The organism is Actinoplanes sp. NPDC051388, from assembly GCF_055586225.1.
Map to the genome: position 1 here is coordinate 834,442 of NZ_JBVJIP010000001.1, position 20,415 is coordinate 854,856.

The following is a 20,415-nucleotide window of genomic DNA, read 5'->3' on the forward strand; positions in this document are numbered from 1 at the left end:
TGCGCATGGACATCGGTGTCGTATTGCAGAACGACCCGCCGGCTCTTGCGGTGGTCGAGCTGGCGAAGAAGGCCGAGGCGGCCGGCTTCAGCCACGTGTGGACGTTCGACTCGCACGTGCTCTGGCAGGAGCCGTTCGTCGTCTACTCCAAGATCCTCTCGGAGACGTCCCGGGTGATCGTCGGCCCGATGGTGACCAACCCCGGCACCCGCGACTGGACCGTGATCGCCTCCCAGTTCGCCACCCTCAACGAGATGTACGGCAACCGGACCGTCTGCGGCATCGGCCGGGGCGACTCGGCGCTGCGGGTGCTCGGCCTGAAACCGGACTCGCTGGCCCGGCTGCGGGAGAGCATCGGCGTGATCCGCGGGCTGGCGAACGGCGAGAAGGTCACGTTGCGCGGGCAGGAGCTCCAGTTCGCCTGGGCGCCCGACAGCCGGCTGGACGTGTGGGTGGCCGCGTACGGTCCGAAGGCTCTGGCCCTGACCGGCGAGGTGGGTGACGGCTACATCCTGCAGCTCGCCGATCCGGACATCGCGGAATGGATGATCAAGGCGGTGCGCAGCGCCGCCGAGAAGGCCGGGCGCGATCCGGCCGCCATCAAGTTCTGCGTGGCCGCGCCCGCCTATGTGGGCGACGACCTGGCGCACCAGCGCGACCAGACGCGGTGGTTCGGCGGGATGGTCGGCAACCACGTCGCGGACATCGTCGCCCGCTACGGTTCGGACGGCGCCGTGCCGAAGGCTCTGACCGACTACATCAAGGCCCGCGAGGGCTACGACTACAGCGAGCACGGCCGCGCCGGGAACACCCACACCACCTTCGTGCCGGACGAGGTGGTCGACCGGTTCTGCGTGCTGGGCCCGGTCGAGGACCACCTGAAGCGGCTGGCCGAGCTGCGTGAGCTGGGCGTCGACCAGTTCGCGGTCTATCTGCAGCACGACGCGAAAGAGGAGACCCTGGCGGCCTACGGTTCGCGGATCATCCCGGCGCTGCCGTGAGAAGGTTCTTCGTCGCGCTGGCCGCTCTGCTGACCTTCGTCGTGCTCTGGGAGGGCTACAAGGCGGTCGGAAATCCGGACGGGACGGTGCTGTTCGGCGTGCGGATCCTGCCGCGCGCCGACGACCTGTCCATGCCGCACCTGTGGACGGTGCTGTCCCGGCTCGGCGACCCCGAGCTGGCCGGCGGCCGCCCGATCTGGCTCGTGGTGCTGTCGGGGTGCTTCTTCACGCTCGGCATCACCGCGGCCGGCTTCCTGGCCGGCGCGGTCGTCGGGCTGCTGCTCGCGATCGCCATGCAGCGCTTCCGGATCGTCGAGCGCGGCCTGCTGCCCTACGTGATCCTCTCCCAGACCGTGCCGCTGGTCGCGCTCGCGCCGCTGATCGCCGGCTGGAGCGGCACCATCTGGCCGGCCTGGATGACGGTCTCGGTGATCGCGGCCTACCTGGCCTTCTTCCCGATCGCGGTCGGCATGCTGCGCGGCCTCCAATCGCCCGCCTCGGCCGGGGTCGAGCTGATGCGCAGCTATGCCGCCGGGTGGTGGCGCACGCTGGTCAAACTCCGCCTGCCGGCGTCGCTGCCCTATCTGTTCCCCGCGCTCAGGCTGGCCGGCGCGGCCGCCGTCGTGGGCGCGGTGGTGGGGGAGATCTCCACCGGTACGCGCGGCGGCATCGGCCGCCTGATCATCGAATATTCGCGGGAGGCCACCTCGGACCCGGCGAAGGTCTACACGGCCATGCTCGGCGCCGCCGTTCTCGGCCTGGTGGTCGCCGGCCTGGTGTCGCTGCTGGAGTTGCCGCTGATGCGGCACCGCCGACGGGTGGAGGTGGTGACGCTGTGACCGCTGTGGTCATCGACGGACTGACGAAGATCTTCAATGAAGGCCGCGCCGACGAGGTGGTCGCGCTGTCCGAGGTCGGCCTGACCGTCGGGGACGGCGAGTTCGTCTCGCTGATCGGGCCGTCGGGCTGCGGCAAGAGCACGCTGCTGCGGCTGATCGCCGACCTGATCCCGCCCACCACGGGCACGGTGTCGGTCGCCGGGATGCCGGCCGCCGAGGCCCGCCGCAAGCAGGAGTACGGCATCGCGTTCCAGCAGGCCGGCCTCTTCGAGTGGCGGACCGTGCAGCGCAACGTCGAGCTGCCGCTGGAGCTGCGCGGCATGTCCCGCGCCGACCGGCGGGCCCGGGCCCGCGAGATGCTCGACCTGGTCGGGCTGGGCGACTTCACCGGGCACTACCCGGCGCAGCTCTCCGGCGGCATGCAGCAGCGGGTGGCGATCGCCCGCGCGCTGGCCGTGTCGCCGCCGCTGCTGCTGATGGACGAGCCGTTCGGCGCGCTCGACGAGATGACCCGCGAGCGGCTGCAGTCCGAGCTGCTGGGCATCTGCGCGCAGACCGGCGCGGCCGTGGTCTTCGTGACCCACTCGATTTCGGAGGCGGTGTTCCTCTCCCGCAAGGTGGTGGTGATGTCGCCGCGGCCGGGCCGGATCACCGCCGCGATCGACGTGGACCTGCCGGCCCGCGACGACGCGGTGCGGCAGTCGGCGGCGTACTTCGACGCGGTCACCACCGTGCGGAAGGCGCTGCGCGGATGACTTTTTTGAGGCGCGTGCTTCCGCCTGTCGTGGTCGGCGTGATCGCGCTGATCGCCTGGGAGCTGACCGTCTCTTTGGGGCGAATCGCGCCGTTCATTCTGCCGGCGCCCTCCGCGATCTGGCGCGAGCTGCTTCTTCAGCGCGGCAACATCTGGGACGCCGCATTGGCCAGCGGCACGAACGCGCTGATCGGCCTGGCCGGCGGCGCCGTGCTCGGTGTGCTGGCCGCCCTGCTGGCCGGCCGGTCGCGGACACTGAGCGAAGTCAGCGTGCCGTTCGCCGCGGTGCTCAACGCGCTCCCGATCATCGCGCTGGCCCCGATCCTCAACAACATGTTCGAGTCCACCAGCAGCCTCCCGCGGCGGCTGGTGGCCGGCATCATCGTGTTCTTCCCGGTCTTCATCAACACCCTGCGCGGGCTGCGCGAGGTCGAACCTGTGCACCGCGAGCTGATGACCAGCTATGCCGCGAGCTCCTGGACCTTCGCCCGCAAGGTGCGCCTGCCCGGCGCGCTGCCCTTCGTCTTCACCGGCCTGCGGCAGGCGTCGTCGCTGGCCGTGATCGCCGCGGTCGTCGCCGAGTACTTCGGCGGGCTGCAGGACGGTCTCGGGGCCCGGATCACCTCCGCGGCCGCGTTCACCGCCTACCCCCGTGCCTGGGCCTTCGTGGTCGGCGCCTGCCTGCTCGGACTCGTCTTCTATCTCACGACGCTCATCGTGGAGCGCCTGGCAATGCCCTGGCAAACCAAACTGATCTCTTAGGTGGTTGGCGTGCGTAAATCCCGTCTGTTCCTGGCCTCCCTGTTGGTCCTCGCCGCGTGCGGCACCGCCGACACCCCGACCACCCCCGCACCGGGCGGCAGCGGCGGCGCCCTGGCCCCGGTCAAGCTGCAACTGCAGTGGTTCTATCAGGCCCAGTTCGCCGGCTACATCGCCGCCGTGGACCAGGGCTTCTACAAGGAGCAGGGACTCGACGTCCAGCTGCTCGAGGGCGGCGTGGACATCGTGCCGCAGACCGTGCTCGCCCAGGGCAAGGCGGACTACGCGGTGGCCTGGGTGCCCAAGGCGCTGGCCTCCCGCGAGCAGGGCGCCGGCATCACCGACGTCGGCCAGATCTTCGCCCGCAGCGGCACCTACCAGGTGGCCTGGAAGGACAGCGGAATCACCTCGGCCGCCGACTTCAAGGGCAAGAAGATCGGCAACTGGGGCTTCGGCAACGAGTTCGAGCTGTTCGCCGGGATGACCAAGGCCGGACTCGACCCCGGCAAGGACGTCACCCTGGTGCAGCAGCAGTTCGACATGCAGGCGCTGCTCAAGAAGGAGATCGACGCCGCCCAGGCGATGAGCTACAACGAGTACGCGCAGCTGCTCGAGGCCACCGACCCGGCCACCGGCAAGCTCTACACCGCCGACGACTTCCAGATCATCGACTGGAAGACGGCCGGCTCGTCGATGCTGCAGGACGCGGTCTGGGCGAACACCGAGAAGCTCAACGATCCCGCCTATCAGCAGCAGACCGTGAAGTTCCTGCTCGGCACGATCAAGGGCTGGGCGTTCTGCCGGGACAACGCGGAGAAGTGCCGTGACCTGGTGGTGGCCAAGGGCTCCAAGCTCGGCAAGAGCCACCAGCTCTGGCAGATGAACGAGGTCAACAAGCTGGTCTGGCCGTCCACCGGCGGGGTCGGCCTGATCGAGGACGCGGCCTGGAAGCAGACCGTGGACCTGTCGATGACCACGAAGAACGCCACCGGCGACACGGTCCTGACCAAGCAGCCGGAGGGCCTGGCCTTCACCAACGACTACATCCAGCAGGCCATCGACCAGGCCAAGACGGCCGGCATCGACGTCAACGGCACAGCCTTCCAGCCGCAGACGGTCACCCTGACCGCCGGCGGCGCCTGACGCCTTCCTTCGGGGGTGGGCAACCGGGCCCGCCCCCGGAGCTTCGTCAGACCGGCAGTCAGCTGCCGACGCCGATCAGCAGGCTCTTCTTGCGGGTCGGCAGCACCACGTCGACCAGGCCGTACTCCTTGGCCTCCTCGGCCGTGAGGATCTTGTCACGGTCGATGTCGCGGGTGACCTTTTCCAGCGACTGCCCGGTGTCGTCGGCGAGCAGCTGCTCCATCTGCCTGCGCATCCGCATGATCTCGCGGGCCTGGATCTCGAGGTCGGTGCCCTGGCCCTGGATCGAGCCGCCGAGAGCGGGCTGGTGGATCATGACGCGCGAGTTGGGCAGCGCCAGCCGCTTGCCCTTGGTGCCGCCGGCCAGCAGGATCGCCGCCGCGGACGCCGCCTGGCCGAGGCAGACCGTGGTGATGTCCGGCCGCACATATTGCATCGTGTCGTAGATCGCGGTCATCGCCGTGTAGGACCCACCCGGGGAGTTGATGTAGATGGTGATGTCCCGGTCGGGGTCGGTGCCCTCCAGCGTGAGCAGCTGGGCCATCACGTCGTTCGCGGAGGTGTCGTCGACCTGCACGCCGAGGAAGATGATGCGGTCCTCGAACATCTTGGTGTACGGATCCTTGGACATGGTCCCGTACGAGGTGCGCTCGGTGAACTGCGGCACGACATAGCGGCTCTCGGGGTTCATCCCCGAAATGTAGCCAGGCGGGCCGGTGATCGGCCCGCCTGTTCGCCCTGAGCGTGTTCGCCGAGAGCGGATAGTTCCCCGGTTCAATGCCGCCTCGCCACGCGCATGCCGTGGTCCGAGGCGTTCCAGTCGGCGCCGTCCCGGCTGTCCGCGACGAGCCCGAAGGCGGAGGCGAGGGCGATGAGGACGAAGAAGGTGAGGAGTGCGAGTGCCATGACGACCATCCCTATGTTGTGCCCTGAGCTGCTGTTACTCATCAGCATCCGCCGATCGGAGGCACGGCGACAGTGGCAGTGATGCCATAGGCCTACAAAATCCTGCCAACCTTGAGTACGCTGGTGCCATGTTGCGGAAAGTGGCCGTCATCGCGCTCGGCGATGTCGCGGTCTTCGAGCTCGGCGTGATGTGTGAGCTGTTCGGATATGACCGCACCGCCGAGGGGCTGCCGGGTTACGAGTTCGCGGTGTGCACCCCGGGCGGGCTTCCGGTGCGTACCCATGCGGGTTTCACCATCGTCCCCGACCACGACCTCGCGCCGGTCGAGGAGGCCGACCTGGTCGTGGTCGTGCCCTACAACGACCTGGCGCCGCCGCCCGACGAGGTGATCGGCGCTCTGCGCCGGGCGCACGACCGCGGCGCCTGGGTGATGAGCGTGTGCACCGGCGCCTTCGCGCTCGCCGCGGCCGGCCTGCTCGACGGTCGCCGCTGCACCACCCACTGGCGGCACACCGACAGCCTGGCCGAGCGTTATCCGGCCGCCAAGGTCGATCCCGACGTGCTCTATGTGCTCGACGGCAACGTGCTGACCAGCGCCGGCACCGCGGCCAGCGTGGACGCCGGGCTGCACCTGATCCGCCTGCTGCACGGTTCCGCGGTGGCCACCGCCATCGCGCGGCGCATGGTGGTGCCGCCGCACCGCGAGGGCGGCCAGGCGCAGTTCATCGAGACGCCGGTGCACGGGGTGGAGTGCGAGACGCTGCAGCCGGTGCTGGCCCGGGTGCTCGAGACGCTGGACGCGGCACACACCGTCGAGACGATGGCCGAGCTCGCGCACATGGCGCCGCGCACCTTCGCCCGCAAGTTCCGCTCGGAGACCGGGGTCACCCCGCACGACTGGCTCACCGGCCAGCGGCTGCTGCTCGCCCGGCAGATGCTCGAGGACTCCGATCTCGGCGTGGACACCATCGCGGCCCGGGCCGGGTTCGGCAGCGCGGCCACGCTGCGGCACCACTTCGCGCAGCGCATGCGCACCACGCCGCAGGCCTACCGCGGGACGTTCCGGTCACTTTCGGTGTGATCGCGCCCCGGCCGGGGAAGATGGCGACCATGACTCCCACGGTGTTCGTGCTCTTCGGCGCGACCGGTGACCTGGCCCGGCGGATGGTGCTGCCGGCGTTCTATCAACTGGCCGCCGCCGGCCTGCTGCCCAAGGAATGGATCCTGGTCGGCAACGGCCGCGGCGACGTCTCGCACGAGGACTTCCGCGGCCACGTGCGCAGCGTGGTGCAGCCGTCGAAGGAGCTGTGGCCGGACTTCTCCCGGCGGCTGCGCTTCGCGGGCGGCGGCTTCCAGTCCGACGACCCGGGCAGCCTGCTCGACGTGATCGCGGAGGCGCGGGTCGAGGCCGGCCGGGACGCGCAGCTGGTGCACTACCTGGCGATTCCGCCGGTGGCGTTTCCGGAGACCACCCGGGCGCTCGGCGCGCACGGGCTGGCCGAGGGCGCGCGGGTGGTCTATGAGAAGCCTTTCGGCACGTCGCCCGAGGAGTTCCGCAAGCTGGACCGGCTCGCCCACTCGGTGCTGAGCGAGGACCAGGTTTATCGGATCGACCACTTCCTCGGCAAGGAGGCGACCCAGGAGCTGCACGTGCTGCGCTTCGCCAACGAGATGATCGGGGCGATGTGGCACCGCGACCACGTGGAGGCGGTGCAGATCGACGTGCCCGAGACGCTCGGCGTGGCCGACCGCGCGGGCTTCTACGACGCCACCGGCGCGGTGCTGGACATGCTGGTCACGCATCTCTTCCAGGTGGCCGCCGAGGTCGCGATGGAGCCGCCCGCCAGCTTCGCGGCGGAGGACCTGCAGGCCGCCCGGGAACGGGTGATCCGCAGGTTCCGGCCGCTGGACCCGAGCGAGGTGGTGCTCGGCCAGTTCGGCGGATACCGCGACGTGCACGGCATCGCGGCCCGGTCGCGGACCGACACCTATGTCGCGGCCAAGCTGTGGATCGACAACCCGCGGTGGCGTGGCGTGCCCTTCCTGCTGCGCACCGGCAAGCGCCTGGCGCAGAGCGCGCAGCGGGTCAGCCTGATCCTGAAGACCCCGACCGGACCCTTCCCGGCGCTGCCGGCCCGCTCCAACGTGCTGTCCTTCTCGCTCGCCGGCGACGGCGAGATCGACCTGTCGCTGCTGGCCAAGAAGCCCGGCGTGGCCCTCGATCTGGACCCGGCGTCGGTCCGGCTGCCGCTCGCCGAACTGCCCGACGCCGAGCCGCTGCCGCCCTACGTGCGGCTGATCCACGACGTGCTGATCGGCGACCGCTCGCTCTTCACCCGCCCGGACGGCCTGGCCGCGGTGTGGAAGGTGGCCGAACCGCTGCTCACGAACCGCCCCCGGCTGGCGACCTATCCGCAGGGCTCGTGGGGACCGGCCCGGGCTCGGAAACTGGCCGCCCCGCACGGCTGGCTGCTGGGTCACTGAGGCTTGCTCGGTGAAATCACTCGGGCTTCGGGCTCCCGGGCGGCTACCTTCTCGGGTCATGAGCACTCGTCCGATCCGGGTCACCGTCCGCGGCGCCTTCGACGGCCTCACCGAGCCGCAGCGCGACGCGCTGCTGGCCGCCCAGGCCGAGCACGACTTCGGCAACACGGTCTACACGACGGAGGGCTTCCTGGCCTACGACATCGCGGCCCGCCCGTTCTTCACCTTCCGGTTCCTGGCGGAGGTCGCCGAGGAGAAGGACATCCCGGATGCGGCGGCTCAGGCCGAGCTGGACGCGATGGCCTGGCTCGAGGAGCGGGGCTACGGCTACAAGAACCTGACCACGCAGACGGTCGACATGTCCGAGGTCCCGCTGGGCGCCCGCGGCCGCCGGGCCCAGCGCTGACGTCCGCTCGGCCGGCATCGTCCGGACCCGGAAGGTCAGCGGTGTGCCGCCGGCGCCGCGGTGGCGGCCGGTGCGCGGGGCAGGAAGAGCGGGGACAGGCCCGCACCGACCACGAGCGCCGAGATCGGCAGCAGGTCGAGGCTGATCGGGATCGCGATGAAGCCCAGCAGCACCAGGATCGGACTCCAATAGGGCAGCCGCCGCGCCACGCACTCGCGCACCAGCAACGTGAGCAGCCCGACCTGGAACAGCGCCGGCCCGATCATCTCCAGCACGTCGGGCAGCGGATACGCGTCGTGGAACGACGACGACAGGTCGCCGACGATGACCCACAGGAAGCACAGCGCACCGAGCACCGTGGCCACCTCGGCGACCGCCGTGAGCAGGCTCGGCGACCGCCGGCGCAGCAGCTCGCCGAGCACCGCGAAGAGCACGATCGCCACGAAGAACGCCACGTGACCGACATCCCAGGCCCAGCCGTTCCCGCGGTCGCCGTCCAAGCCGTCGCCGAACCGGCACAGTCCATAAACGAACATCAGCGCGGGCGCCGCGAAGGCGATCAATCTGGTCATGCCAGCAGCCTCGTCCCAGCACCGGCGCAGACCCATCAGGGTTGAGCCCCGAGATAACCCCGATTCAGATCTTCTTCCGCATGCGCACCAAGGGCACCGCCGCGCCGCCGGTCGAGTCCATGACCTCCTCGAAGACCACGAAACCGGCGGATTCGTAGAGGGGGCGGCCGGACATCGTGCCCATCAGCTCCAGCACCTGAAACCCCTCGGCGGCGGCCGCGGACTCGCATCGGGTGAGGACCAGGCGGCCCACGCCCCGGCGGGCGAAGGACGGGTGGGTGTACATCGCGCGGATGCGGGCCGGGTCGCGGGCCGGGTCGAGCAGAGCGGCGTCGCGGCCCGCGGAATGGTCGCCGCCGTAGAGGGTGGCGCGCCGGCTCCAGCCTCCGCAGCCCGCCAGCTCGTCGTCGGCGCAGACCACGTAGTAGGTGCCGTCGTCGATGAGCTGCGTGTCCAGGCCCATGATCGCCTGACTGGACCGGATCTGCGCAGCATCCAGAAAGGACTTCTGGAGGTGGATCGTGGCCGCTTCGATGAGCGGCATCAGAGCGGGCACGTCGTCGTGCCGCGCGAGACGGATGGTCAACGCCATGCCTATCGATACCATGGCGCGATGTGGGGGCGCAGACGCAAGGCCGAACCCGATGTGCAGCCCGACACCGACGTGGAGGCGGCACTCTTCCCCTTCGTCTGGCGGCGGGACGTGACACCCGGCGAGGAGGCGCTGCCCGGGCTGACGAAAGGCATCGCACTCTTCACCAACGGCCAGGCCGGACTCTTTCCGGAGCTGCTGATGGACCGGATCGGCGGGCCGGAGCGGGCGCGCGCGCTGGCGCTGGGCAACCTGAAGCGGCAGGAGAGACCGCGCATCGACCTGGTCGACGCGACCATACTCGCGCACACCACCGACCATCCGTTCCTCGCCTCGCACCTGTGGGATCTCGAGCTGTTCCAGCGCGCGACCGTCGGCCGCGGCAAGCCCGCCTTTCTGCTCACCGTGCCCTATTGGCGGCTCGCGATGACCCATCATGTGCAGGGCAGCGGGCCGGCACTGAAGGCGGCGCGGCGGATGGCGGAGCTGTCGGCCGACGCGGTGACGCAGGTCCCGGAGCGCCAACGTCTGCTGCCGGACGTCTTCCTGGTGACCCGCGACCGGCAGATCCACCGGGTCGGCCACCCCGACGGCGCCGGTGGCGTTGTGGTGGACACCCGCCACCTGGCCTGATCAGATGGCCTGATGGGTGAGTATCGGCAGGCCTACGACCGCAGCATCCAGGACCCGGACGGCTTCTGGCGGGACGCGGCCGCGGGCATCGACTGGGTGCGCCCACCGCAGCGGATCCTGGACGACAGCGCCGCGCCGATCTACCGGTGGTACCCGGACGCCACGCTCAACACCTGCCACAACGCGCTCGACCGGCACGTCGAGGGAGGCCGGGGCGAGCAGGCCGCGCTGATCTACGACAGCCCGGTGACCGGCGTGGTGCGCACATACACCTATCGCGAGCTGCGCGATCAGGTGGCGGTCTTCGCGGGCGGGCTGCGCCGGCTGGGCGTCGGCCCGGGCGACCGGGTGGTCATCTACATGGCGATGGTGCCCGAGGCGGTGATCGCGATGCTGGCCTGCGCGCGGCTCGGTGCGGTGCACTCGGTGGTCTTCGGCGGTTTCGGCGCGAAGGAGCTCGCCGCCCGCATCGACGACGCCCGGCCCCGGGTGATCGTGGCCAGCTCGTGCGGTCTCGAACCCACCCGCGTGGTGCCCTATCAGCCGATGCTCGACGCCGCGCTGGCCGCGGCCGGCCACCGCCCCGAGCACCTGATCGTGCAGCAGCGGCCCGAGCGGCTCTTCGACGGCGCGCACCTGACCTGGGCGGAGGCGATCGACGGCGCGGAGCCGGCCGAGTGCGTGCCGGTGGCCGCGACCGACCCGCTCTACATTCTCTACACCTCGGGTACGACGGGCCGGCCGAAGGGCGTCGTCCGGGACAACGGCGGTCACGCGGTCGCACTGCGCTGGTCGATGGACGCGATCTATGCGACCGGTCCCGGCGACGTCTTCTGGGCCGCCTCCGACGTCGGGTGGGTGGTCGGCCACTCGTACATCGTCTATGCGCCGCTGCTGACCGGCGCGACCACCGTGCTCTACGAGGGCAAACCGGTCGGCACTCCGGACGCGGGCGCGTTCTGGCGGGTCGTCGCGCAGCACGGGGTCAACGTCATGTTCACCGCGCCCACCGCCATCCGCGCCGTCAAGAAGGAAGACCCCGAGGGCAAACTGCTTTCCGGGTACGACGTGCGCAGCCTGCGCCTGCTGTTCCTGGCGGGGGAACGCCTGGATCCGGAGACGTACTCGTGGGCGGGCGCCCGCCTCGGCGTCCCGGTGATCGACAACTGGTGGCAGACCGAGACCGGCTGGCCGATCGCCGCCAGCCCGCGTGGCCTCGAGGACCTGCCCACCAGGCCGGGCACACCGTCGTTCCCGGTGCCCGGCTACCGCGTACGCGTGGTCGACGGCGCCGGCGCGGACGTGCCGCCCGGCGCGGACGGCGCGATCGTGATCGGCCTGCCGCTGCCGCCCGGCTGCCTGCCCACGCTCTGGGGCGACGACGAGCGGTACGTCGCGTCCTACCTGTCGGCGTATCCCGGCCACTATCTGACCGGTGACGGCGGCCGGTTCGACGAGGACGGCTACCTCTATGTGATGGGCCGCACCGACGACGTCATGAACGTGGCCGGCCACCGGCTGTCCACCGGGGCGATGGAGGAGGTGCTGGCCGCGCACCCGGCGGTCGCCGAGTGCGCGGTGATCGGGGTGGCGGACCCGCTGAAGGGCCAGGTGCCGCGCGGCCTGGTGGTGCTGAAGAGCGGCCAGACGATCGCGCCGGACGTGCTCTCGGCCGAGCTGGTCGCGATGGTGCGGGACCAGATCGGCGCGGTGGCCGCGCTGCGCCGGATCGACGTGGTGGCCGGCCTGCCGAAGACCCGCTCCGGCAAGATTCTGCGCCGGACCATGCGCGGCATCGCCGACGGCCGGGACGAGCCGGTGCCGTCGACGATCGACGACCCGGCCGTCCTGGACGCGCTCCGGCCGGTGCTATCCGACGGGGTATGAAACGTGCTGGTGGATCATCATCCATCTGCCCTCGCGCCGCTCGAACACCCGCGTGCCGCGTGACCAGGACTCGGTCTCCGAACCGTCCGGCTCCTCGTGGGTCATCCGGTTGAGCCCCCACATCACCGCCAGGTCCGGGGTGACCCGCACGGTCATCTCCGGCACGGTGAAGGTGACCCGCCCGGAGCCGTAGTCGAGACCCTGGCGGCAGGACTCACGCACCGCGTCGATGCCGCGGTACTCGATCGGCGGCTGGTGCTCGTAGGAGACAACGTCGTCGGCGATGGACGTCATCATCTCGTCCAGATCCCTGGTCTCGGTGGCCACCGCCCACCGCTCGTGCACCTCCCGGATCTCCGCCTCCGCGGCCGGGTCGCCGCTGGTGTCGGAGAACGAGTGGTGCTCGTGCGCGACCACCCAGCGCCCGTCGACCCGCCGCAGCCCGAGCGTCAGCCGCAGCCGTTGCTCGCCGATGTCGGCCGGCTTGCCGCACTTCAGCAGCGCCCAGGCGAAGCCGACGTCGCCACCGGTCTCGACCGTCAGTTCGACGATCTCGAAGACTGAGCCGGAGGCCTGCCAGGCGAAGAAGTCCGGCCAGGTCGCCCGGTAGGCCTCGATCCCACGCACGCCGGCATAGGGCGGCGGCACGTCGAACATGACGATGTCGTCGGCGTGCCGGTCCAGCACCTCGGCCATGCGCCCGGCGTGCACGGCGGCCGCCCAGCGCTCGATCAGGTCGCGGATCTCTTTCTCGTCGTCGCTCATTCCCCTATAACCCCGCGGCCCGCCGAAACTCATCGCGACGACGAGAGTCTCACCGGTTGTTGCCGTGCTCTCGGCCGCCGAACAGGCCGGTCAGGAGCACCGCCGCCGCGCAGGCCAGCACGATCACTCCGAAGATCGTGGGGATCGCGTTGAGCGCGGCGAAGAACCAGAAGTCGATGTCCAGGGCGTTGATCAGGATGATCAAGGTGCCGAAGGCCGCCAGCGCGGCGGCGGTCCAGCCGAGACCGTCCTTGCGAGAGACATCCATCAGGGGGAACCTCCTCTGCTTGCATGCTAGAGATGGGACGAAAGGACTAGCCGTCGATCAGTCCACTTCGGAGTCGCCGGCGGCAGAGGAACAGACTCAGTCCGACCAGCGCCGCGCAGGAGAGCAGCTGCTGCAGGGGCGGCGCGCCGGACTCGTCGATCAGCGGGTTGGGCCGGCCGATCCAGGAGCTCAGCGACAGCGCGGCCTCGAAGGGCACCAGGCGGCGGATCGCCGTCCAGGTCTCCGGCGCGGCGGCCACCACCGTGGCGCGCGCGATCGGCAGCAGGATCCACGGCACCATGAAGCCGAACACGATCTGCGCCCAAGTCTCCGACGTCAGGGACGCGACCAGCGCGCCCCAGGCGAAGAAGGTGAGCAGCGCGGCGAACAGCAACGCCGCGTCGAGCGCGACGGCCGGCGCCGGTGGGATCCCGGTGCCGGGCCACACGATCTGGCCGAAGACTGTCGAGAGGGCGGTCAGGACGACCGCCGCACCCGCGCTGACCAGCGTGCCGAACACCCAGATGGACCGGAACACCGGTGCGCTGCCGCCGAGCAGCGTGACCCGCCAGCCCAGCGTGCCGTGCCGCCGGTCGGAGGCGACGACGTGCAGGCCGACCATGGTCAGCAACGCGTAGATCGGTGTGAGATTGCGAGTGGCGAGCTTCGCGACGTCCTGCGGGTCGGCCGCGATCACGTTGCCGTTCACCAGCGACCGCATGAAGTAGTGCATGCCGATCAGGAACAGGACGCCGGCCGCGACCATGGTCACCGCGACCACCCGATTGCGCCGGATCGACCAGAAGAGCTGAGCCTGCAGGACGGTCGGCCGCATCATGCCCGCACCTCCGCGGGTTCGTCGCGATAGGCGGCCAGGTTGCGTTCGAGCGCGGACCGCAGCGGGCTCGAGTTCACCACCACGCCGTCGATCTCCACGCCGGTGCGCAGCGCCAAGGTGATCACCTCTCGGTAGTCGGGATGGGTCACGGTCACCACGCCGTCGGAGACCGTGCAGGCCGTCTGGTCCAGCCCGGTGTCGGCGAGCGCCCGGCCCAGCCCGTCCGCGTCGGCGCTGGCGATCTGGACGACGACCTCGTCGGTGTGCCGCACGAAGCCCGCCTTCGGCCCGGCGAAGTGCAGTTCTCCGGCGTCCAACACCACCACCGTCTCGAGGATGCTCTCGATCGGGGCGAGGTCGTGCGAGGTGACGACCACGGTGGCGCCGGCCGCGCGCAGCTCGAGGATGCGCTGCCGGACCACCGCCACCCGGCGTGCGTCCAGGCCGGCGAACGGCTCGTCCAGCAGATAGACGCGGGCCCGGGCGGACAGCGCGCCAAGCACATTGAGCGACTGCCGCTGCCCGAAGGACATCGCGGCCGGCCGTGCCTGCCAGGCCTTGCGCAGATCCAGCCGGTCGATCAGCCGATCCAGCACCGCGGCGTCGACGAGGCCGGTGAGAAGAAGAAAGGCGACATGATCACGGGTACGCCGCTTCGGATGGCATCCGCTCGACTGCAGCCCGAGGGTGACCGTGCCCGGCGGCCGGGACGGCCCGCCGTGCCAGCGCACCGAGCCGGAGTGCGGCAGCTGCCCGGCGATCGCCTTCAGCAGCGTGGTCTTGCCGCTGCCGTTGGCGCCGAGCAGCCCGCAGACCGCGCCGGTGTCCACCGCGAAGCTCAGCTCGCGCAGGATGCGGGTGCCGCCGATCGTCACCGAGAGATCCCGGCTCTCGAGCGCCGCGACGGGGTTTCCTCCCATGTTCAGCTCCTGACCATTTCGGGGTGCGGTGTCATGGATACGGCGCGGATGTCGCCGAACATCGGCAGTTCGGCGGTGGTCGCCCAGGCCGCCGGGATCTCGTGCGAGACGAGCAGCACGAGGGCTCGCCCGGCCGCCTGCCACAGCCGGTCGCGCATCCACTCCCGGGACTGCCGGTCGACAGCGTTGAACGGCTCGTCGAAGGCGAGCACCGGTGGTGGCTGATGGACGTGCAGGACGAACCAGAACTTCTTCCGGGTGCCGGTGGAGAGCTGTTCCGGGTACTGATCCAGGAACTTCCCGAGCTCGAGTTCGCGCACCCCGCCGGCGATCGCGGACAGCACGGTCCCGGTGCCGCGGGCGAACAGGTGACAGTGATCCCGCATGGACACGTGCGGGAAGAACGCCGGTTCGGTGCGGGCCACCGCGATCCGCCGGGACCGGCCGGCCCGCGGCTGTTCGCCGCCGACCGAGACGGTGCCCGACCACGGCCGCAGGTGACCGCTGAGCAACTCGAACAGGGTCGACTTGCCGCTGCCGTTCGGCCCGTCGACGATCAGCAGTCCCGGGCCGCGCAGCGTCGCCGATGCCGCGTCGATGATCGGCGAGCCCGCGGCGTAGCCGGCCGACACCCGGGTCAGCTCCACCGCATTTTCTGAATCCGCTGAGCCCATAGCTCCTCGCCAATCAGTAGGACCCCGGCGATGACTGCCAACGCCGCGGGAAGGGCGTGCACACCGAGCTGCCAGGCCGGATAGGCGACGGCGAGCACGATCGCGCCGTACGCCACCCGCTGGAGCTCGGACACTGCGGTGTTCGACGTGCTGCCGGTCAGCGCGTCGGCGAGCCGGGACCCGGCGACCACGGCCAGCGCGATGGCGACCGGCACGTACCAGGTGCGGGGCCAGATCGCGGACCACAGCGCGGTGGACGCGGCCGCCGGGACCAGCACCCGGGCGAGGTCGGCGGCGCCGCACAGCCAGAAGCCGGAGCGGCCGGCGTGGCCGATCTCGTAGAGCGTGCGGTGGGCCGGACCGGATCCGGCCAGGCCGCCCGCGGGCGCCACACCACCCGCGGCGGCCAAGGTGGAGAGCACCAGGAGGCCGGCGATCACCGGGGCGGGCCGCAGCCCGCCCAGGAGCCCGGCGATCACCGGGCTGCTGAGCACGACGGCCGCGGCGAACACGAGCGCCCGTGAACCGAGCGCGCCGACCGCGAGCGGCTGGAGCCAGAAGGACGTCGTCCAGTGGCGGTTCGAGACGCCTGCCGGGCCCGGCACGACGCCCGGCCGCAACGGCTGCCCGCCCGCCGCGATCAGCACTCGGGTCAGGCTCCAGGCGAGCGCGGCGGCCGCGACGAAGAACACCAGGACGAGCGTGAACGACGAAGGTAGAAGGATTTTCGGTGCCGTGCTGTCCCAGGCGCCGCTGTGCCAGCCCCCGATGGGGAGTCCGATCAGGACACCGGCGCCGGCCGCGACGACCGGCGCGAGCACCGGGCCGAGGCGCGGGCGGTCGGTCACATCGAAGTCGCCGATCCGGCGCACCGCCCGGTGCCAGGCCGACAGCAGCATCGTGAGCCCGATGCCCACCGCGGCTGCGACCAGCAGCCGGTCGGCCGGTGCGGGCGGCCGGGCGAGGACGACCAGGGTGCACAGCGCGAGCGGGCCGATCCGGACCAGTCCGGGCAGCACGACCTCGACCAGGGCGACGCCGCGGACGTCGCACCCGACGGCCGCCTGCGCATAGCGCAACGCCGGCTCCCGGCGACCCAGCGGCCGGGCCGCCCAGCGACTGGCGCGGGCCCACTCGCCGAGCGCGGCGGCCAGCCACCAGCACGCGATCACGGCCGCGGCGATGCTGGCAGGCCGGCCACCGATGGTGATCGGTGCGGTCTGCCCGCCCTCGGAGACCAGGGCGATCGCCACGGTGGCGAGCCAGACGATCGGCACGATGGCGGCCAGCGCGACTGCGATCAGCAGGGTTCGTGCCGTGCTGAAGGCCATGTCCAGTCCGAACGCCCGGAGGTTGCGGATGACGGCCGACTCGAACGCCGAGCGCAGGGGCCGCCCGGTCACAGGTGGGACACCGGCCGGTTCTTGGTTTCCTCCATCACCTGCCCGACGACGGTGGTCAACGAGACGGCCTGACCGACCAGTGCGGCGTAGACCACAACGCGGGGCTCGGCCGGGACGACAACAGTCATCGCGAACGCGGCGATCGCGGCCGGGGCCCGGATCATGAACGTGACGGCCACGCTGACCCGGACCAGCCAGGCGGTGGCCGCGACCAGGAGGGCGCAGAGCAGCAGGACGGCGCATGCGCCCTTCTCCTTCTCGGTGACGGCTGAACTGAAGGCCCACGCCGCCGCGCCGGCAAGCAGGCCACCGGCCAGGACGGCGGACCAGCGGTCGACGGCGCGCATCACAGCAGCACGCCCAGCAGCGAGATGCCGAGGCACCAGGCGAAGTGCCGGACCGCGGGACGGCCGTCCCGGGTGCGCCAGGCGATGACCGAGGCGAGCGCGAGGTGGCTGACCCAGAACAGCGGCAGCACGAGCGGCTGGATGATGCCGAACGCGGCCCACACGTCCGGCCAGAGCAGCGCGAACGCGAACACGTAGAGCAGCGCGCCGTTGCGCCGGTCGAAGGCCCGCGCCTTGTCCGAGGCCCGGCGGTGCACGAACTTGGCCACGCTGAAGAGGGCGAGGCAGCTGATCACGGCCGAGAAGAGCAGTGCGACGCCCACCCCGGTGTAGATCGAGGTGCGGAGCATCTCTTCGCTCAGGCCGCGCTGCATCTCCGGATCGGCCGAGATGCGCTCCAGCGCCCAGACGTTCAGTGACGGAATCTTGGCCGCCTGCAGCGCGAACACCGCGATGGCGGCGAACGTCAGCCACAGTGGATAACCGACTCGTGCGCGTTTGGCGATGGTGCCGGAGAGGGCTTCATCGATCGCCATGGAGGACTCCCTTGGTGCGTCAGCGGAAGAGCAGGATGTTGGCCACTTCGAGCAGCGCCGCCGCGACCAGCACCACGACCGACGCCGCCAGCAGTTGCAGGGCGCGGCGCATGGTGCGCCCGATGGTCGAGCGGTCGAAGCCGCCGCGCAGCGAGAGCAGGGCCGGGATCGGGGTCAGCCCCGCCGCGAAGGCGAGGATGAAGCCGTAGAGCTCGAACGGGGTGTAGAGGGCGGTGTGCGCAATGACGTAGGCCGGTCCGAAGGTGCTCACCGACAGCGCCATCGAGTGCCCGAGGAACAGTCCTACGCCCGCGCCACCGGCGAGCGTGGAGATGCCCAGAGTGGCCACCCCGGAGAACAGCATGAGGGCGGCCGGGATGTTGTGCCGCAGGATCCAGAGCAGGGTCTCCCACGGCGGCTCCGATGCGGCCGGTTGCGCGGTGCTGGCCGGCATCAGCTCGATGCCGTAGACCAGCCCGATGGTGGCGGTGCCCAGGAACAGCACTGCGGCGAGGACCAGCTCCAATGCCGAACCGCGCAACACCTGTAAGTGGGACCGGATCAGAGCGTTCGCGCTCATCGCACTCCTTTCTTCGGCGGGGTCGGGTGCCGAGGCTGCGGCGTGCCGGCCCGGCACGCCACAGCCGTTCAGCGGGGGTGTTACCAGATGACGGCCTGCTTGCCGGCCGTCGCGAGCAGCAGCCGGAGGGTGCCCCACAGGGCGGCGCCCACCAGCCCACCGGTCGCCGCGATGGCGATCAGGAACGTGGCGAAGCTGCCGACCTCCACGGCGGCGACGATGCTGCTCGCACTGATGGCCGAGACGCCGAGCGTGCCCCGGAGCCATCCGACGGCCACCACGGCCAGGACGAGGCCGAGTGCGGCTAGCGCGGTGCCGCCCGCGATCGCGCGCTTGTTTTCCATTTCTCTCCTTTTCAGGTTTACGGAGTGCCGGAGCTGTGGCGTGCCGGACCGGCACGCCACAGGCGTTCAGCGGGTACTACGCGAGGACGGCGGCCCGGCCGGCGGTCGCGAGCAGCAGCCGGAGGGCGCCCCACAGGGCTGCGCCCACCAGGCCGCCGGTCGCGGCGATGGCGACCAGGAAGGTCGCGAAGCTGCCGACCTCCACGGCGGTGACGATGGAGTTCGCCGCCACGGCGCTGACTCCGAGCGTGCCGGTCAGCCACCCGACGGACACCACGGCCATGACGAGGCCGAGTGCCGCCAGTGCGGCGCCGCCAGCGATCGCGCGCTTGTTTTCCATTCTTTCCCCTTTCAAGGGCTTACCGAGTTGGCTCGTTCCGCTCCGATGGGCCCGAGCCGGACGAACCATACGGTCGCGAAAATGCGCGCGTCAATGAATGTATCCAGATTCAATATCGGCCTATGCAGAAAGGACTAGACCGTATCTGAGCTGGCCTAACGCAATGCGCGCAAGAGGATTGCACGCCCGATCGGCATCGTCAACGAATGTGCGACCAAAGGACTGGGGCCTGTATTCGACGTGTATTTCCAGGACCGTCAACGCATTCCTGGCGTGTCTATACTCGACGCGGTTTGAGGGTCACATGAGATCAAGAGAATCGCGGGGTTACGCATTGGCCAGGGTAGATTCTGATCATCGGCGGCCGGGTCGGCGGCTCAGCACGGTCGTGATCGGCCTGCTGACCGTCATCGTGGTGGCCGCCGCCGCGCTCATCGTCCGGAGCGTGCTCTCGGGTGACGACGAGCCCGGTGCGCCGGTCGGGGACTTCCGGCAGACCGTGCCGGTCGTCCGCGAGACGCTGGTGAACGAGGTCTCCGTGAAGGGCCGGCTCGACAACGGCCCGGACGTGCCGCTCGCCGTGCCCGGCGCCGGCACCATCACCGGGATCGCGCCGGAGGACGACGCGGTCCGCCGCGGCTATCCGCTGCTGCGGGTCGACGAGGCGCCGGTCGTCGTGTTCTACGGCGACGTGCCGATGTTCCGGGTCCTGAAGGACGGCGTGACCGGCCGCGACGTGGAGCAGCTCGAGGAGAACCTGCGCGCACTGGGTTTCCGGGACTTCGCGGTGGACGGCAAGTTCACCGGGGGCACCGCCGATGCGGTCAAACGCTGGCAGGGAACGGTCGGCCGGGCCCGCACCGGCGTCGTGCAGCCGGGCCAGATCGTGTTCGTGCCGGGTCCGATCCGGGTCACCCGGCATCTGCTGCGGCCGGGCACGGCTCTCAGCGGCGCGGACGTCCTCACCTATGCCTCGCTGAACAAGTCGGTGACCGTGGAGGCGAGCGCCGACCAGGTGGACTGGGCCAAGGCCGGCCGCGCGGTCACGGTCGCGCTTCCGGACGGCAAGAAGACCAAGGGCAAGGTCGACACGGTCGCCAACGGCGGCGCCGAACCGAAGCCGGGCGAGGCCGCGGGTGCGGCCCTGCGGGTGCAGGTCGAGCTCGACGATCAAAAAGCCGTTCGGGGGTACGACCGCAGCCCGGTCGACGTCCGCTACGTCTCCGAGTCCCGCGAGGACGTGCTGACCGTGCCGGTCGCCGCGCTCCTCGCCCTGGCCGAGGGCGGCTACGGCCTGGAGGTGATGGACGGCGCGAAGACCCGGATCATCGCGGTCGAGGTCGGGCTGTTCACCGACGCCCGGGTCGAGGTCAGCGGGGCCGATCTGGCCGAGGGCATGAAGGTGAGCGTGGCCTCGTGAGCC

General features: G+C 70.6%; 26 protein-coding genes. 11 read left to right on the forward strand and 15 right to left on the reverse strand.

The window, feature by feature from the left end; genetic code table 11:
• Positions 1-5: 5 nt before the first annotated feature.
• The 5 genes from ACZ6TI_RS04020 to ACZ6TI_RS04040 are packed head-to-tail and all read left to right on the forward strand — an operon-like array spanning position 6 to position 4,496.
• Positions 6-1,001, forward strand: a complete 996-nt coding sequence (locus tag ACZ6TI_RS04020; RefSeq protein WP_465343474.1) for a TIGR03842 family LLM class F420-dependent oxidoreductase — start codon at positions 6-8, stop codon at positions 999-1,001.
• Entirely contained in the window at positions 998-1,840 is an 843-nt protein-coding gene (locus ACZ6TI_RS04025; RefSeq protein ID WP_465343475.1) for an ABC transporter permease, read from the forward strand. The genes ACZ6TI_RS04020 and ACZ6TI_RS04025 overlap by 4 nt, the downstream gene beginning before the upstream one ends.
• Positions 1,837-2,595, forward strand: a complete 759-nt coding sequence (locus ACZ6TI_RS04030) for an ABC transporter ATP-binding protein (RefSeq protein ID WP_465343476.1) — start codon at positions 1,837-1,839, stop codon at positions 2,593-2,595. Before ACZ6TI_RS04025 ends, ACZ6TI_RS04030 begins: the two co-directional genes overlap by 4 nt.
• A gap of 14 nt (positions 2,596-2,609) precedes the next feature.
• Entirely contained in the window at positions 2,610-3,356 is a 747-nt protein-coding gene (locus tag ACZ6TI_RS04035; protein ID WP_465343477.1) for an ABC transporter permease, read from the forward strand.
• Between the two features lie 9 nt (positions 3,357-3,365).
• Positions 3,366-4,496: an ABC transporter substrate-binding protein gene (locus tag ACZ6TI_RS04040; RefSeq protein WP_465343478.1), complete on the forward strand. Its 1,131-nt coding sequence runs from the start codon at positions 3,366-3,368 to the stop codon at positions 4,494-4,496.
• Between the two features lie 58 nt (positions 4,497-4,554).
• Here the strand turns inward: ACZ6TI_RS04040 and ACZ6TI_RS04045 are convergent, their stop codons facing one another.
• A complete protein-coding gene (locus ACZ6TI_RS04045) occupies positions 4,555-5,187 on the reverse strand; it encodes an ATP-dependent Clp protease proteolytic subunit (protein ID WP_465343479.1) in 633 nt (210 codons plus the stop codon).
• 83 nt (positions 5,188-5,270) lie between these two features.
• Entirely contained in the window at positions 5,271-5,402 is a 132-nt protein-coding gene (locus ACZ6TI_RS04050; protein ID WP_465343480.1) for a hypothetical protein, read from the reverse strand.
• Positions 5,403-5,530: 128 nt separating this feature from the next.
• On the opposite strand from ACZ6TI_RS04050, the gene ACZ6TI_RS04055 reads away from it, so the two are divergent.
• The 3 genes from ACZ6TI_RS04055 to ACZ6TI_RS04065 are packed head-to-tail and all read left to right on the forward strand — an operon-like array spanning position 5,531 to position 8,293.
• On the forward strand, positions 5,531-6,484 hold the full coding sequence (locus tag ACZ6TI_RS04055) for a GlxA family transcriptional regulator (protein ID WP_465343481.1): 954 nt from the start codon (positions 5,531-5,533) through the stop codon (positions 6,482-6,484).
• A gap of 29 nt (positions 6,485-6,513) precedes the next feature.
• The gene (locus ACZ6TI_RS04060) at positions 6,514-7,887 is read left to right on the forward strand and encodes a glucose-6-phosphate dehydrogenase (protein ID WP_465343482.1); all 1,374 of its coding nucleotides are present in this window, start codon (positions 6,514-6,516) and stop codon (positions 7,885-7,887) included.
• Between the two features lie 58 nt (positions 7,888-7,945).
• Positions 7,946-8,293, forward strand: coding sequence for a DUF6204 family protein (locus ACZ6TI_RS04065; protein WP_465343483.1), 348 nt, complete (start codon positions 7,946-7,948; stop codon positions 8,291-8,293).
• 35 nt (positions 8,294-8,328) lie between these two features.
• On the opposite strand, the gene ACZ6TI_RS04070 is transcribed toward ACZ6TI_RS04065, so the two are convergent.
• Positions 8,329-8,865, reverse strand: a complete 537-nt coding sequence (locus tag ACZ6TI_RS04070; RefSeq protein ID WP_465343484.1) for a hypothetical protein — start codon at positions 8,863-8,865, stop codon at positions 8,329-8,331.
• 64 nt (positions 8,866-8,929) lie between these two features.
• A complete protein-coding gene (locus tag ACZ6TI_RS04075) occupies positions 8,930-9,457 on the reverse strand; it encodes a GNAT family N-acetyltransferase (RefSeq protein ID WP_465343485.1) in 528 nt (175 codons plus the stop codon).
• Between the two features lie 21 nt (positions 9,458-9,478).
• On the opposite strand from ACZ6TI_RS04075, the gene ACZ6TI_RS04080 reads away from it, so the two are divergent.
• Together ACZ6TI_RS04080 and ACZ6TI_RS04085 are read left to right on the forward strand one after the other, a co-directional pair.
• Complete coding sequence (locus tag ACZ6TI_RS04080) at positions 9,479-10,090, forward strand: hypothetical protein (RefSeq protein WP_465343486.1); 612 nt, start codon at positions 9,479-9,481, stop codon at positions 10,088-10,090.
• Between the two features lie 12 nt (positions 10,091-10,102).
• Complete coding sequence (locus ACZ6TI_RS04085; RefSeq protein WP_465343487.1) at positions 10,103-11,977, forward strand: propionyl-CoA synthetase; 1,875 nt, start codon at positions 10,103-10,105, stop codon at positions 11,975-11,977.
• Here the strand turns inward: ACZ6TI_RS04085 and ACZ6TI_RS04090 are convergent.
• The 11 genes from ACZ6TI_RS04090 to ACZ6TI_RS04140 form a co-directional block, all read right to left on the reverse strand.
• Positions 11,960-12,742, reverse strand: a complete 783-nt coding sequence (locus ACZ6TI_RS04090) for a YybH family protein (protein ID WP_465343488.1) — start codon at positions 12,740-12,742, stop codon at positions 11,960-11,962. The two genes, ACZ6TI_RS04085 and ACZ6TI_RS04090, sit on opposite strands and share 18 nt — an antisense overlap.
• 49 nt (positions 12,743-12,791) lie before the next feature.
• The gene (locus ACZ6TI_RS04095) at positions 12,792-13,010 is read right to left on the reverse strand and encodes a hypothetical protein (protein WP_465343489.1); all 219 of its coding nucleotides are present in this window, start codon (positions 13,008-13,010) and stop codon (positions 12,792-12,794) included.
• A 46-nt stretch (positions 13,011-13,056) separates the two neighbouring features.
• Positions 13,057-13,848 (reverse strand): hypothetical protein, encoded by a 792-nt coding sequence (locus ACZ6TI_RS04100; protein ID WP_465343490.1) that lies wholly within the window; start codon positions 13,846-13,848, stop codon positions 13,057-13,059.
• Positions 13,845-14,768 (reverse strand): ATP-binding cassette domain-containing protein, encoded by a 924-nt coding sequence (locus ACZ6TI_RS04105; RefSeq protein ID WP_465343491.1) that lies wholly within the window; start codon positions 14,766-14,768, stop codon positions 13,845-13,847. The genes ACZ6TI_RS04100 and ACZ6TI_RS04105 overlap by 4 nt, the downstream gene beginning before the upstream one ends.
• Positions 14,769-14,770: 2 nt before the next feature.
• Positions 14,771-15,415, reverse strand: coding sequence for an ATP-binding cassette domain-containing protein (locus ACZ6TI_RS04110; RefSeq protein ID WP_465343492.1), 645 nt, complete (start codon positions 15,413-15,415; stop codon positions 14,771-14,773).
• Positions 15,406-16,845, reverse strand: a complete 1,440-nt coding sequence (locus ACZ6TI_RS04115) for a hypothetical protein (RefSeq protein ID WP_465343493.1) — start codon at positions 16,843-16,845, stop codon at positions 15,406-15,408. Before ACZ6TI_RS04115 ends, ACZ6TI_RS04110 begins: the two co-directional genes overlap by 10 nt.
• Positions 16,842-17,192: a hypothetical protein gene (locus ACZ6TI_RS04120; RefSeq protein ID WP_465343494.1), complete on the reverse strand. Its 351-nt coding sequence runs from the start codon at positions 17,190-17,192 to the stop codon at positions 16,842-16,844. Before ACZ6TI_RS04120 ends, ACZ6TI_RS04115 begins: the two co-directional genes overlap by 4 nt.
• Positions 17,192-17,728 carry a hypothetical protein gene (locus ACZ6TI_RS04125; RefSeq protein WP_465343495.1) on the reverse strand — a complete coding sequence of 179 codons (537 nt, stop codon included), beginning with the start codon at positions 17,726-17,728 and terminating at the stop codon, positions 17,192-17,194. The genes ACZ6TI_RS04120 and ACZ6TI_RS04125 overlap by 1 nt, the downstream gene beginning before the upstream one ends.
• A 19-nt stretch (positions 17,729-17,747) precedes the next feature.
• Entirely contained in the window at positions 17,748-18,308 is a 561-nt protein-coding gene (locus ACZ6TI_RS04130; protein ID WP_465343496.1) for a stage II sporulation protein M, read from the reverse strand.
• An 80-nt stretch (positions 18,309-18,388) separates the two neighbouring features.
• Complete coding sequence (locus tag ACZ6TI_RS04135; RefSeq protein ID WP_465343497.1) at positions 18,389-18,652, reverse strand: hypothetical protein; 264 nt, start codon at positions 18,650-18,652, stop codon at positions 18,389-18,391.
• Positions 18,653-18,728: 76 nt separating this feature from the next.
• Positions 18,729-18,992 (reverse strand): hypothetical protein, encoded by a 264-nt coding sequence (locus ACZ6TI_RS04140; protein WP_465343498.1) that lies wholly within the window; start codon positions 18,990-18,992, stop codon positions 18,729-18,731.
• Positions 18,993-19,380: 388 nt separating this feature from the next.
• On the opposite strand from ACZ6TI_RS04140, the gene ACZ6TI_RS04145 reads away from it, so the two are divergent.
• Positions 19,381-20,412, forward strand: coding sequence for a peptidoglycan-binding protein (locus ACZ6TI_RS04145; RefSeq protein ID WP_465343499.1), 1,032 nt, complete (start codon positions 19,381-19,383; stop codon positions 20,410-20,412).
• Positions 20,413-20,415: the final 3 nt, after the last annotated feature.